Origin of the sequence: Curtobacterium sp. Leaf154 (assembly GCF_001424595.1) — a bacterium.
GTDB lineage: Bacteria > Actinomycetota > Actinomycetes > Actinomycetales > Microbacteriaceae > Curtobacterium > Curtobacterium poinsettiae.
The window spans coordinates 204,849-218,226 of record NZ_LMOS01000008.1; the positions used below are offsets into that span (position 1 = coordinate 204,849).

General features: G+C 70.4%; 9 protein-coding genes and 1 tRNA gene. 8 read left to right on the forward strand and 2 right to left on the reverse strand.

What is annotated here, in order from left to right; all coding sequences use genetic code 11:
- Window positions 1-54 precede the first annotated feature (54 nt).
- A complete protein-coding gene (locus ASF75_RS16040; protein ID WP_031259664.1) occupies window positions 55-1,473 on the reverse strand; it encodes a zinc-dependent metalloprotease in 1,419 nt (472 codons plus the stop codon).
- 151 nt (window positions 1,474-1,624) lie between these two features.
- Here ASF75_RS16040 and ASF75_RS16045 point away from each other — a divergent pair, with 151 nt between their 5' ends.
- The 4 genes from ASF75_RS16045 to ASF75_RS16060 all read left to right on the forward strand — a co-directional run bounded on the left by ASF75_RS16045 (window position 1,625) and on the right by ASF75_RS16060 (window position 6,949).
- Window positions 1,625-2,734 (forward strand): PDZ domain-containing protein, encoded by a 1,110-nt coding sequence (locus ASF75_RS16045; RefSeq protein ID WP_042539187.1) that lies wholly within the window; start codon window positions 1,625-1,627, stop codon window positions 2,732-2,734.
- Between the two features lie 114 nt (window positions 2,735-2,848).
- The gene (locus ASF75_RS16050) at window positions 2,849-5,896 is read left to right on the forward strand and encodes a UPF0182 family protein (RefSeq protein ID WP_231564078.1); all 3,048 of its coding nucleotides are present in this window, start codon (window positions 2,849-2,851) and stop codon (window positions 5,894-5,896) included.
- Window positions 5,897-5,959: 63 nt separating this feature from the next.
- A tRNA-Met gene (locus ASF75_RS16055) sits at window positions 5,960-6,036 on the forward strand.
- 73 nt (window positions 6,037-6,109) lie between these two features.
- The gene (locus ASF75_RS16060) at window positions 6,110-6,949 is read left to right on the forward strand and encodes a carbon-nitrogen hydrolase family protein (protein ID WP_056072989.1); all 840 of its coding nucleotides are present in this window, start codon (window positions 6,110-6,112) and stop codon (window positions 6,947-6,949) included.
- A gap of 31 nt (window positions 6,950-6,980) precedes the next feature.
- Here the strand turns inward: ASF75_RS16060 and ASF75_RS16065 are convergent, their stop codons facing one another.
- A complete protein-coding gene (locus tag ASF75_RS16065) occupies window positions 6,981-8,189 on the reverse strand; it encodes an aminotransferase class I/II-fold pyridoxal phosphate-dependent enzyme (protein WP_056072991.1) in 1,209 nt (402 codons plus the stop codon).
- Between the two features lie 191 nt (window positions 8,190-8,380).
- Here ASF75_RS16065 and ASF75_RS16070 point away from each other — a divergent pair, with 191 nt between their 5' ends.
- From ASF75_RS16070 to ASF75_RS16085, 4 genes are all read left to right on the forward strand, one after another.
- On the forward strand, window positions 8,381-10,384 hold the full coding sequence (locus tag ASF75_RS16070) for a trypsin-like peptidase domain-containing protein (RefSeq protein WP_056072993.1): 2,004 nt from the start codon (window positions 8,381-8,383) through the stop codon (window positions 10,382-10,384).
- A gap of 182 nt (window positions 10,385-10,566) precedes the next feature.
- Window positions 10,567-11,610 (forward strand): glycosyltransferase family 2 protein, encoded by a 1,044-nt coding sequence (locus ASF75_RS16075; protein ID WP_056072995.1) that lies wholly within the window; start codon window positions 10,567-10,569, stop codon window positions 11,608-11,610.
- A gap of 4 nt (window positions 11,611-11,614) precedes the next feature.
- Window positions 11,615-12,436 (forward strand): CDP-alcohol phosphatidyltransferase family protein, encoded by an 822-nt coding sequence (locus ASF75_RS16080; RefSeq protein ID WP_056072998.1) that lies wholly within the window; start codon window positions 11,615-11,617, stop codon window positions 12,434-12,436.
- Window positions 12,433-13,356 carry a glycosyltransferase family 2 protein gene (locus ASF75_RS16085; protein WP_414835796.1) on the forward strand — a complete coding sequence of 308 codons (924 nt, stop codon included), beginning with the start codon at window positions 12,433-12,435 and terminating at the stop codon, window positions 13,354-13,356. The genes ASF75_RS16080 and ASF75_RS16085 overlap by 4 nt, the downstream gene beginning before the upstream one ends.
- Window positions 13,357-13,378 lie beyond the last annotated feature (22 nt).

Here is a 13,378-nt window from a genome sequence, read left to right on the forward strand (position 1 = left end):
ACGGTGCCGGAGTGGGCGGCACGCGTGGGGTCACGGAGCGGATCTGTGGAGAACTCAGCGGGGCTGGTCGCCCGTGTGGTCCCCTGGACCGTCGCCCGATCCGCCCTCGGGGTCGTCGGCCACGTGGCCGGACTCGTCCTCGTGCGGGCGTGCCCCGGTCGAGTCGTTCAGCAGGTCTTCGAGTGCCTTGTCGAACGCGTCGTCCTCGTCGGTCTGCGACGGGTTCCGCAGCCGTGCGACGAGGGCGTCGGGCGCGTCGACGTCGTCCGAGGTCGGCACGAGGTCGAAGTGTGCCCACAGGGCATCGCGCTGTTCGGCACCGAGCTCGTCGGTCACCCGCTGCCACATCGCCGCGGCCTCGCGCAGACGGCGCGGACGCAGCTCCAGGCCGACCAGCGTGGCGAACGCCGACTCGGCGGGGCCACCGGCGGCCCGACGACGTCGCACCATCTCCGCGATCGCTCCGGCCTTGGGGAGACGGACGGTCGCCGCGGCGGTCACCGTGTCCACCCAGCCCTCGACCAGCGCGAGCATCGTCTCGAGCCGCGCGAGTGCGGCGTCCTGCTCGGCAGTGCGCGGCGGGATGAGGGCACCCGAGGCGAGTGCGTCGCGCAGCTGCTCCTGGTTGGTCGGGTCGATGTCGGCCGCGAGCTCCTCGACGCGGTCGAACGGGATGTGGATGCCCCGCGCGTAGTCCGTGATCGACGAGATGATGTGCAGCCGGAGCCACCGTGCCGACCGGAAGAGCCGGGCGTGCGCGAGTTCGCGGACGGCGAGGTAGATGCGGACCTCGTCCTCGGAGACGTCGAGGCCCTCGGCGAACTCGGCGACGTTCTGCGGCAGGAGCGCGGCGACCTGCTCGTCGAGGAGCGGCACGCCGACGTCGCCGCCGGACACGACCTCCTTCGAGAGCTGCCCGACGACCTGGCCGAGCTGGATCGCGAAGAGTGCTCCGCCGATGCCGCGCATCGCCTTCGAGACGTCCCCGAGCATCGCCTTGAGCTGCTCGGGCGCACGCTGGTCGATCGCCTCGGTCAGGGCGTCGGCGATGCTGAAGGCGACGGGCTCGGCGATCTGCGTCCACACCGGGGTGGTGGCCTTCGCCCACTGCTCACGCGTGTAGAGGCTCGGGGCTGCGGTCAGTTCGGCGACCGTCGTCACCTCGTCGAGCCACAGTGCGGCGACCTGGAACGCCTGGTCGGCCGCCTGCGAGGTGGCCGGGTCGACTGCGTGGCCGCCGTCGCGGGCGATGGCGGTTGCACGTTCGGCGGTGGCCGAGAAGTCGATGCCGTCGCCGCCGGACTGCGCGGCGCGCTGGAGCTGGCTCATCAGGTTCGCCACGGAGGCCGGGTCGTTCGGCAGACCGGCGGCACCGGCGAGCTGCGACGGGTCGATCTGCCCCTCGCCCGAGAGCAGCTTGCGCAGCATCTCCTGGAAGTCGTCGTCCGGCCCCGGCTGTGGTTCATCAGGCATGCCGACTACGCTAATCGCTGCTCACGGGGCCGCACCTGGGATGCCCCCGTGGGAACGCCCGAAGTGCTGCGCCCAGGGCGAACAGCCCCGCTGCCAAGCGTGGGCGACCACCCTGCCGCCAGGCGCGGGTGCCCATCTGGAAGGACCCCGCGTGACCCTCTTCGCCCCCGCGCCCCGTCGTCGCTCGCGTGCCCGGAGGGTCGGGTGGGCGTTCCTGATCGGCGCCGTCGTGCTGGGCCTGCTGGCGAGCCTGCTGCCCAGTCCGTACCTCATCGAGGTGCCCGGACCGGTATACAACACCATCGGCACGCAGCAGCAGGGCACCGGCAAGGACGCGAAGGACGTCAAGCTCATCCAGGTCTCCGGGCACGAGACGTACCCGACGGCGGGTGCCCTCGACATGCTCACCGTCGGCATCCAGGGCGACGCGACGAACCGCCCGTCGTGGACCAGCGTCATCCGCGCGATCTTCACCCGGTCGCAGGCGGTGATCCCGGTCGAGGCGATCTACCCGAGCGGCACCACCACCGAGCAGGTCAACGAGCGTGACTCCGCGGACATGCAGGCGTCGCAGCAGTCGGCCGTCGCAGCCGCGCTCATCCAGCAGGGGAACGACCTGCCGACCCAGCTCGAGGTCAGCGCCGTGCAGGAGGGCTCGGCAGCGGACGGTGCGATCGAGAAGGGTGACGTGATCACGGCCTTCGACGGCAAGTCGCTCACGACCAACGCCGACGCCACGAGCCTGCGCGAAGCCGTCGCGCAGCACGGCACCTCGCGACCCGCGACCGTCACCGTCGAGCGGGGCGGCGCGACGAAGGAGCTCCGGGTCACGCCCCGCAGCGAGCAGGGCACGGCGTTGCTCGGCGTCGGCGTCACCGAGCGCTACGACTTCCCGTTCAAGGTGTCTATCCGGCTGCAGGACGTGGGCGGGCCGTCCGCCGGCATGATGTTCGCGCTCGGGATTATCGACGAGATCACGCCGGGCAAGCTCAACGGCGGCAAGCACGTCGCGGGTACCGGAACGATCACCGCCGACGGCGAGGTCGGTCCCATCGGCGGCATCCGCCAGAAGCTCTACGGGGCGGCCGACGCGGGTGCGACGGTCTTCCTGGCCCCCGCGGACAACTGCGACGAGGTCGTCGGGCACGTGCCGGACGGGCTCGACGTCTACAGCGTCGCAACCCTCGACCAGGCGGTCACCGACCTGCAGACGATCGCCGACGGCAAGAGCACCGCCAAGCTCGCCCGCTGCGGTTCCTGACCCGTCCCTGAGCCCCCGTACAGCTTCACGCCCGGTCCGGTCCCATAGGATCAGTGTCACTGACGGCCCGCCGCGAGCCGGGCCCGCCGGTCCGACACGTCTGGAGCACATCAAGTGACGACAACCTCGTCCACCTCGGGGCGGCGCTCGCCGCGGGTCCCGATCGTGGTCACGATCATCGTGCTGGCCGCACTGGTGATCGCCTTCTTCATCTTCGCCAGCCTGTACACCGACTACGCGTGGTTCGCGCAGCTCGGATTCCAGCAGGTCCTCACGACCCGGTGGATCGCCGGCACGCTGATGTTCGTGGCCGGCTTCCTCGGCATGGCGGTCCCGGTCTTCGTGAGCATCGCGCTCGCGTTCCGGTTCCGTCCGGTCTACGCGAAGCTCAACTCGCAGCTCGACCGTTACCAGCAGGTCATCGAGCCGCTGCGACGTGCCGTCATGATCGGCATCCCCGTGGTGCTCGGCATCTTCGCGGGGCTCTCGACGGCCGGCCGCTGGAGCATGGTCCTCGAGTACTTCAACCGGACGCCGTTCGGCAAGACCGACCCGCAGTTCGGCCTGGACATCGGGTTCTACGTGTTCGAGCTGCCCTTCTGGCGCTCGATCGTGGCCTACTCGTCGGCCGTCGTCCTGATCGCCGGACTCGCCGCGCTCGCCGCGAGCTACCTCTACGGCGCGCTCCGCTTCGGTGGTCGTGAGGTCCGGATCTCCCGCGCTGCGCGCATCCAGCTCGCGGTCACTGCGGCGCTCTACATCGCGCTGCAGGCGGTCAGCCTCTGGCTCGACCAGTACGCGGCGCTGACGAAGTCGAACTCGCTCATCACCGGTGCCCAGTACACCGATGTCAACGCGGTGATCCCGGGTCGCGAGATCATGGCCGGCATCGCAGCGATCGTCGCGCTGCTCTTCATCCTGACGGCGGTCATCGGCCGCTGGCGCATCTCGATCGTCGGCACCGGCCTGCTGCTCGTCGCCGCGATCGTGATCGGCGGCATCTACCCGTGGGTCGTCCAGCGGCTGCAGGTGAAGCCCTCGGAGCGGACGTTCGAGTCCGCCTACATCGAGCGGAACATCAAGGCCACCCGTGACGCGTACGGGGTCGCCGGTGTCGAGGAGCAGAACTACGACGCCACGACCGAGGCGAGCTCGGGCGCACTGGCGCAGGACGCCCAGACGACGGCCAACATCCGCCTGATCGACCCGAAGATCGTCTCCGACACGTTCAGCCAGCTGCAGCAGTACCGGCAGTACTACCAGTTCCCGAAGGAGCTCGACGTCGACCGCTACGACGTCAAGGGCGAGACCGAGGACACCGTGATCGCGGTCCGCGACATCGACCTCGACGGCCTCAGCTCGGCCGCGAACACCCAGTACAACCGGGCGTTCGTCTACACCCACGGGTACGGCGTCACCGCGGCCTACGGCAACCAGCGCGCGAGTGACGGCAAGCCGGTGTTCCTCGAGTCCGGCATCCCGTCGAACGGTGCGCTGGGCGACTTCCAGCAGCGCGTGTACTTCGGTGAGACCTCGCCGCCGTACTCGATCGTCGGTGCGCCGAAGGGCACGAAGAACGTCGAGCTCGACTACCCGTCCGGCTCCGACGACGACAACGGCGGCAACGCCACCACCACGTACGCCGGGAACGGCGGGCCGAGCCTCGGCAACTTCTTCAACCGGCTCGTCTACGCCGCGAAGTTCCAGTCGGAGCAGATCCTGCTCTCGAACGCGGTGAACAAGGACTCGCAGATCCTCTACGACCGCGACCCGATCACCCGTGTGCAGAAGGCGGCGCCGTACCTGACCGTCGACAGCGACGCCTACCCGGCGATCGTCGACCACCGCATCCAGTGGGTCGTGGACGGCTACACCACGAGCGACGCCTACCCGTACTCGCAGAGCCAGAGCCTGTCGGACAGCATCGCGGGTGCCGAGTCCTCGACGTACCGCACCGACCAGGTGAACTACATCCGGAACTCGGTGAAGGCCACGGTCGATGCCTACACGGGCAAGGTGACCCTGTACACGTGGGACACGAAGGACCCGGTCCTGAAGACGTGGCAGAAGATCTTCCCGACGTCGATGAAGCCGGTGTCGAGCATGAGCGCCGAACTCCTCGACCACGTGCGGTACCCGACCGACCTGTTCAAGGTGCAGCGCTCGATCCTCGGCACGTACCACGTGACCAACGCCAACTCGTTCTACTCGGGTGACGACGCGTGGAACACCCCGCAGGAACCGACGAGCACGGCGACGTCGGACAGTGACGCCGACACCGCGGCGACGTCGACGAACGCGCTCGGGGCGCAGACCACGACGACGGCCAACCGCGCGAACCTGCAGGACCCGTACTACCTGACCATGAAGGTGCCGGGGCAGGGGACCGCCTACTCGCTGTACACGACGTACATCCCACAGCAGACCGCGGGCGCGAACAACCGCAACGTGTTGACCGGCTACCTGGCGGTGAACTCTGATGCAGGTGGTGCCGGCAAGGGCGAGAAGGGGTCGGGCTACGGCAAACTCACGCTGTTGACGATGCCGAAGACCGACAACATCCCAGGTCCCGGACAGGTGCAGAGCCTGTTCAACGGTGACTCGAACGTGTCGCAGGAGCTGAACATCCTGAAGCGCGGCAACTCGACCGTGAAGCAGGGCAACCTGCTCACGCTCCCGGTCGGCGGTGGGTTCCTCTACGTCCAGCCCGTCTACGTGCAGTCGACGTCGAGTGGTTCCTACCCGCTGTTGCAGAAGGTCCTGGTGGCCTTCGGCGACAAGATCGCGTTCGAGGACACCCTCGACGAGGCCTTGAACTCGCTGTTCGGTGGTGACTCGGGCGCCGCAGCCGGTGACTCCGGTGCGAGCGGCAGCGGGTCCGGTTCTGGTTCCGGTTCCGGCAGCGGATCCGGCTCGGACGCGGGCTCCGGTTCGGGTTCGTCCGGGTCGGGCGAGGGCTCGGGCGAGGGTTCGACCGGTGGTTCGACGGGCTCCGGCTCGACCGACAACGACGCGCTGCAGAAGGCGCTGTCCGAGGCCAAGGCGGCCCTGCAGGACCGCCAGGAGGCCTACGCCGACAACGACCTGGTCGCTGCGGCGGAAGCCGACCAGCGCCTCCAGGACGCGATCGAGGCAGCGACAGCAGCCGAGAACGACAACTGACACACCGTGGCGGGGCACTCGATTTGTGTCCCGCCACGGCCCCGTGTAGGCTTCTAAACGTGCCGCGGGGTGGAGCAGTTCGGTAGCTCGCTGGGCTCATAACCCAGAGGTCGTAGGTTCAAATCCTGCCCCCGCAACCAAGCGTCACATGAAGGCCCCGGTCCAACAGGACCGGGGCCTTCTTCGTGTGCCGGCCCCGGGTACGCTCGCCGCATGGCCACCCTCACGATCGCGGCGGCGCAGTTCGCCCCCGTGGACGATCCCGTCGCCAACCTCGCCACCGTGCGCACCGCCGCCGTCGACGCGGCAGCCCGGGGCGCGGACCTCCTCGTCACGCCGGAGTACACCTCGTACTTCTCCGCAGACATCGACGATCGGTTCGTGGCCGCCGCGCAGCCGTTGGACGGCCCGTTCGTCACGGGCCTCCGCGACATCGCCCGGGCGACGGGCATCGCCCTGGTCGTCGGGGTCGCCGAGTCGGCGGACACGCCACAGCGTTTCCGGAACACCCTGGTCGCGGTGCTCCCCTCGGGGGACCTGGCGGCGACGTACCGGAAGGTCCACCTCTACGACGCGTTCGGGTCGCGGGAGTCCGACCGCATCGAGTCCGGCGACCCGGAGCAGCTCCCGGTCTTCACACTCGGCGGGCTCCGCATCGGTCTCGAGACCTGCTACGACCTGCGGTTCCCGGAGGTCACCCGTCGACTCGCCGCCCCGGAGAGCGGTGCGGCCGACGTCGTCGTGCTCCCTGCCGAGTGGGTGCGTGGCCCCGGCAAGGAACACCACTGGCGGACGCTCCTCACCGCACGTGCGATCGAGAACACCGTCTGGGTCGTCGGGGTCGGCCAGACGCCGCCGATCGGGATCGGCGGTTCGGTCGTCCTCGACCCGTCGGGCGTCGCGGTCGCCTCGGCCGGCGCCGCGCCGGGCCTGCTCACCGCCACGATCGACACCACCGTCACGGACACCGTCCGTCGGGTGAACCCGTCGCTGTCGCTGCGGCGCTACGACGTGTCCGTGCGCACCCCGCCTGGAGGCCCGGGGCAGCGCTGACACGTCCGTCGCGTCCCGACGCGGTCGGGTCTCAGGCGCGTGGGCGCGATCCGAGGGTCGCCAGACGTGCGGCGGCGTCCTCGAGGACGCTCCGACGCTTGCAGAACGCGAAGCGCACCAGGGACCGGTACCCGGCGACGTGGTCCGGGCGGACGAACGCCGAGACCGGCACCCCGGCGACCCCGGCCAGGGCGGGCAGCTCGAGGCAGAACGCGCGGGCGTCGTCGTACCCGAGGGGGGCGGCGTCGGCGAGGACGAAGTACCCGCCGTCCGGTCGCATCACGTCGAAGCCCGCTGCCGTCAGCCCGTCGGCGAGCAGTTCGTGCTTCGCGCGCAGGTCGGCGGCGATGCCGGTGAACACGGTGTCGGGCAGACGGAGGCCCACGGCGACGGCCGGCTGGAAGGGTGCGCCGTTCACGAACGTCAGGTACTGCTTGACCGTCGTGATCGCGTCGACGAGTGCCGGGGGAGCGGTGAGCCAGCCGATCTTCCAGCCGGTCGTGTTGAAGGTCTTGCCAGCGCTCGACACCGAGACGGTCCGCTCGGCGGCGCCCGGCAGGGTGGCGATGGGCGTGTGCGGGACGTCGAACGTCAGGTGCTCGTAGACCTCGTCGGTGATGATCACGGCGTCACGCTCGGTGGCCAGGTCGACGATGGTCTGCAGGACCTCGGTGGGCAGGACCCGTCCGGTCGGGTTGTGCGGGGTGTTCACGAGCACGGCGCGGGTGCGGTCGGTGAAGGCCGCCCGGAGCGTCCGCTCGTCGGGCAGGAAGTCGGGTGCGGTGAGGGGGACCGTGACGTGCACGCCGCCGGCGAGCCGGACGAGTGCCCCGTAGGCGTCGTAGAACGGCTCGAAGGTGATCACCTCGTCGCCGGGCTCGACCAGGGCGAGGAGCGTCGCGGCCAGCGCCTCGGTCGCGCCGGCGGTGACCAGGACCTCGCGGTCGGGGTCGACCTGGAGGCCGTACCACCGCTGCTGGTGCTCGGCGATCGCCGCTCGCAGGTCGGGGGTGCCGCGGCCCGGCGGGTACTGGTTCACGCCGTCGCGGATCGCCTGCACCGCGGCCTCGAGCACCGCGGCCGGACCGTCCTCGTCCGGGAAGCCCTGCCCCAGGTTGACCGCACCGGTGGTGGCGGCGAGGGCGCTCATCTCGGCGAACACCGTCGGTGCGGGGACCCCGTCGGGGCCCAGCAGCATCGCTCCGTCGGCGGCTCGCAGCCACGGTCCTGCCTGGCGCATGTGGTTCCCTCCGGTGCGGGCGACGACGTGTCGCGCTGAACGGTCCCCAACCTAGCTGTCCGTCCCGCGGTGGACTGGGTCCCGCCGTTCAGCGCACGCATAAGATCGCCAGGGGTGGCTCGCAGCCTCGACAGAAGGACCGCTCAGGTGCTTGCGACAGACTGCACGAGCTTGAAAGGAGCACGTCCAGCATGACCGACACCACGCCCAACGGGCAGGGCGACGACCGCCGTCCGGACGATGCGGCTCCGCCTGCCGCCAGTGAGGACGCCGCAGCAGCGGCCACGAGAGGGAACACGTCGATGCCGAACGACTCCGACCAGCCGGACGAGACCCCTCGCCCGAACCAGGACGAGAACCACAACCACAACCAGAACCAGAACCGGAGCGACGAGACGTCCCCGGACAACACGGACGTGATCCCGTCGTCGACGGAGCACCCGACCGACCGCTACACCGCACCGTACCCGGCTGTCTCCGGTGACTCCTCGGGTGCGAAGCAGGGCGGATACGGGCAGCAGACGTCACCGTACGGCCAGTCGCAGCCGCAGCCGAGCCAGAACCCGTACGGACAGCAGTCGCAGTACGGCCAGCAGGCCCAGCAGAGCCAGAACCCGTACGGCCAGCAGAGCCAGTACGGCCAGCCGTCGCAGTACGGCCAGCCGTCGCAGTACGGCCAGCAGAGCCAGTACGGCCAGCAGCCCCAGAACCCCGCCGGCCAGCAGTCGCCGTACGGCCAGCAGTCGCCGTACGGCCAGCAGTCGCCGTACGGCCAGCCGGTCGGCGACCGTCCCCGCTACGGCGAGTACGCCCAGCCGACGTCCTCGGCCGCGCCGAGCTCGTCCTCCGAGTACGCGACCGCGTCCGCACCGGCCCCGCAGTCGGCCACGAGCGGCTTCGGTGACGTCGACGGTTCGAACCAGCGCAACGGCCACTACTTCAGCGACGACGCCTCCGGCGCAGCCGCGACCACGACGACGAAGGACCGCTCGGGCCGCAACAAGCTGCTCCTGCCGATCATCGCCGGTGTCGTCGTTGCGGGGCTCGTGGGTGGCGGCGCCGGGTGGCTCGCCTCGTCGGCGACCAACGACGGGGGCAGCGTCGTGTCCTCCGGTTCGTCGCAGGGCGGCAACCTGACCGTCAACGACTACGACTCCGCCACCGTGGTCACCGCCGTCGCGGCACAGGCCACCCCGTCGGTCGTCACCATCAACGTGTCCGCGAGCAACGAGGCCGGCACCGGTTCCGGTGTAGTGATGAGCAAGGACGGCTACATCGTCACCAACACCCACGTGGTCACCCTCGACGGCGACAGCTCGAACGGCCGCATCACCGTGACGACCTCGAACGGCAAGATCTACGCGGGCAAGCTCATCGGCACCGACCCGACGGTCGACCTCGCGGTCATCAAGATCGACGCGACCGACCTCAAGCCGATGGAGTTCGCGGACTCGTCCAAGCTCAACGTCGGCGACACCGCGGTCGCGATCGGCGCTCCGCTCGGTCTGTCGAACACCGTCACCGACGGCATCGTCTCGACGCTGAACCGCAGCATCCAGGTCACCTCGAGCGCCCCCAGCGAGGGCGGCGACTCGAACGAGGGCGGCAACGGCGGCTCGGGTCCCTTCGACTTCTGGGGAAACGGGGACAACGGCAGCAGCTCGTCGGCGAACACCACGGTCTCGCTCCCGGTCATCCAGACCGACGCGTCGATCAACCCGGGCAACTCCGGCGGCGCACTGCTCGACTCGAAGGGCCGCCTGATCGGCATCAACGTGGCCATCGCCTCGGCCGGCAGCTCGTCGTCGTCGGAGTCGGCCGCCGGCAGCATCGGCGTCGGCTTCTCGATCCCGGCGAACCTGGTCAAGCGGGTCGCGAACGAGATCAAGGACAACGGTTCGGCGACCCACGGTCTCCTCGGCGCAACCGTCGGCGACGCCACCGACGAGGCCAGCGCCACGCAGGTGGGCGCTCTCATCAAGTCGGTCTCCAACGGCGGTGCCGCGGCGAAGGCCGGTCTGCAGAAGGGCGACGTCGTCACCAAGATCGGCTCGGCGTCCGTCTCGAACGCCACCGACCTGACCGCGCAGGTGCGCTTCTTCGCGGGTGGCGCCTCGACGACGATCAGCTTCATCCGCGACGGCCAGACCCGCCAGGCCGACGTGAAGCTGGGGACGTTCGACAGCAAGGGCTGACGCCACCACACGGCGGACAGGAGGCCCGGGGCACGTCGTGCGCCGGGCCTCCTGTCCGTCACGGGGTGCGTCCCGCGCCGACGCAGGTGAGCGGTTCGGCCTCTTGATAGGCTCATGGTCGCTCTGCGGGGCGGCACCGCCCCGGTGCGTCCCGTGCCGCCAGCCAGCACCCCGAGGTACGCATGCAGTCAGACGGACAGCCCCTGCCGGGCGTCTCGTACGTGATGCCCGTGCTCAACGAGGTCACCGAGGTCCGGTCCGCCGTGGGCAGTCTGCTCGACCAGGACTACACGGGCCCGTTCGAGGTCATCCTCGCGCTCGGACCGTCGATCGACGGCACGAACGAGCTCGTCGCCGAGATGAGCGCAGCCGACCCGCGGATCCGCGCGATCGACAACCCGGCCGGCTCGACGCCCGCCGGTCTGAACGTCGCGATCCGGGCGTCCGTGCACCCCGTCGTCATCCGTGTCGACGCGCACTCGGTCCTGCCCACCGACTACACGCGCATCGCGGTGCGCACGCTCCTGGACTCCGGTGCGGACAACGTCGGCGGCATCATGCGCGCCGAGGGCCGGACCCCCTTCGAACGGGCCGTCGCACTGGCGTACGGCAGTCGCGTCGGCTTGGGTGGCACGCCGCACCACGTCGGCGGCACCGCCGGCCCGGCCGAGACCGCCTACCTCGGCGTGTTCCGACGGGAGCGGCTGTTCGACGTCGGACTCTTCGACGAGGGCATCAAGCGCGGACAGGACTGGGAGCTCAACCGGCGGCTGCGGCAGACCGGCGGGACCGTCTGGTTCACGCCGGAGCTCGTCGTCACGTACCGCCCGCGGCCGAGCCTGAAGCGCCTGGTGCGGCAGTTCGTCGCCACCGGTCTCTGGCGTGGCGAGCTCGCCCGTCGGTTCCCGGCGAACAACGGGCTGCGGTACTTCGTGCCGCCGGCCATGGTCGCGGCGATGGCCCTGGGCATCGTCGCCGGGCTCGTCGGCATCGTCGGCGCCGCGCTGGCCGCCCCGCTCGCCTGGGCGCTGCTCGGGTTCGTGGTGCCCGTCGTCTACCTGCTCTTCGTCGTGCTCGGGTCGGTCGCGGTGGCGCGCCGTTCCGGGTTGCCGACGCTCCTCTGGCTGCTCGTCGTGCTGCCCTGCATCCACGTGGGATGGGGGCTCGGGTTCATCATCGGGTTCCTGACCCGCACGTCCGAGCTGACCACCCACACGGGACGGTGACCGAATGACCGACCAGCCCACGACCGGCCGCGGATCCGCACGGCCGACCTCGATCGCCGAACTCCGCGCCGTCGCCCAGCCGGACGAGGTCCGTGCGCGCGCCAACGCCGAGCACTGGACCGCATCGCTGTACCTGCGCGACGTCTCGCCGTACCTGACCTGGGTGCTCCTGAAGACCCGTGTCAGTGCGAACCAGGTCACCGGCCTGATGATCCTGGTCGGGTGGAGCGTCGCTGCCGCCCTGCTGATCCCGGGCATCTGGGGCGCGGCACTGGCGCTGGTGCTCGGCCAGCTGCAGATGCTCGTCGACTGCTCGGACGGCGAGGTCGCGCGGTGGTGTGGCACCAAGTCGCCCGCCGGTGTGTTCCTGGACAAGGTCGGGCACTACACGACCGAGGGGTTGATCCCGGTCGCGCTCGGCATCCGGGCCGCCACGTGGCCGATCCACGACGCGGACTGGATGTGGACCACCATCGGCTGCGCACTCGGCCTGGTCATCGTGCTGAACAAGGCCCTCAACGACATGGTGCACGTGGCCCGCGCGAACGCCGGGCTCGACAAGCTGGTCGACCGGCGGGACGCCTCCACCGCGCCGTCCGGCCGCAAGCTCGCCTCGCTCCGCCGACTGGCGAAGTTCCTGCCGTTCCACCGTCTGTACCACTCGGTCGAGCTGAGCATGCTCGCCTTCGTCTTCGCCCTGGTCGCCCTGGTGATCGGCGACCCGCTGGCCAGCCGGATCCTGGTCGGTGCACTGCTGCCGCTGGCCGTGCTCGCGACGGCCGGGCACTTCCTGGCGATCATCGCGTCGAAGCGGGTCAAGGCGTGACCGAGGGCACGACCGTCCCCGGCACCGGCCGTCGCCACGCGGTGGTGCACCGCGAACGACCGCGCGTCGCCGTCGTGAGCCTGTCGCAGGGCACCCGGCCGGACGACCTGCGCCGCGGTCTGGACAGTGTGCTCGCGCAGCAGGGTGTCGAGCTCGACGTCGTCTGCGTCGGCAACAGCTGGGCGCCGACCGGGCTGCCGGACGGCGTGCGCGCGCTGGCCCTGCCCGAGAACGTCGGGATCCCGGCGGGGCGGAACGCCGGGGCCGAGGCGGTCGACGGCGACTACGTGTTCTTCCTCGACGACGACGCATCCGTGCCGTCGCCGACGTTCCTGCGTGACGCGATCGCGCTGTTCGAGCACGACCCGTCGCTGGGCCTCGTGCAACCACGGGTCGTCGACCCCACGGGCGCCGCGAACCCGCGCCGGTGGGTGCCGCGCATCCGCAAGGGCGAACCGGACCACTCGTCGCCGGTCTTCTCGGTCTGGGAAGGCGCCGTCGTGCTGCCGATGGACGTGTACCGGGTCGTCGGTGGCTGGGGCGCCGAGTACTTCTACGCCCACGAGGGCATCGAGCTCGCCTGGCGCGTCTGGGACGCCGGGCGACGGACCTGGTACGCCGGGGACCTCGTCGCGCACCACCCCGCTATCGACCCGGCACGGCACGCCGAGTACTACCGGTTGAACGCCCGCAACCGGGTGTGGCTCGCTCGCCGGAACCTGCCGGCGGTGCTGCGGCCGCTGTACGTGGGGTCGTGGGCCGTGATCCAGGTCGCGCGTTGGTGGCGTCATCCCCGCCGGCTGGCCACCTGGTTCGGAGCGATCCGTGAAGGCTGGACGACCGACTGCGGACCGGCCCGCCCGATGGGCTGGCTCACAGTCGCACGGATGACCATCGCAGGGCGGCCACCGGTCGTCTGACCCGTCAGCCCCGTCCCGCCAG

Coding starts and splice junctions, on each gene's coding strand:
- ASF75_RS16040 (WP_031259664.1), bottom strand. CDS start 1,473: ATGCCTGATGAACCACAGCCGGGGCCGGACGACGACTTCCAGGAGATG.
- ASF75_RS16060 (WP_056072989.1), top strand. CDS start 6,110: ATGGCCACCCTCACGATCGCGGCGGCGCAGTTCGCCCCCGTGGACGAT.
- ASF75_RS16065 (WP_056072991.1), bottom strand. CDS start 8,189: ATGCGCCAGGCAGGACCGTGGCTGCGAGCCGCCGACGGAGCGATGCTG.
- ASF75_RS16070 (WP_056072993.1), top strand. CDS start 8,381: ATGACCGACACCACGCCCAACGGGCAGGGCGACGACCGCCGTCCGGAC.
- ASF75_RS16075 (WP_056072995.1), top strand. CDS start 10,567: ATGCAGTCAGACGGACAGCCCCTGCCGGGCGTCTCGTACGTGATGCCC.
- ASF75_RS16080 (WP_056072998.1), top strand. CDS start 11,615: ATGACCGACCAGCCCACGACCGGCCGCGGATCCGCACGGCCGACCTCG.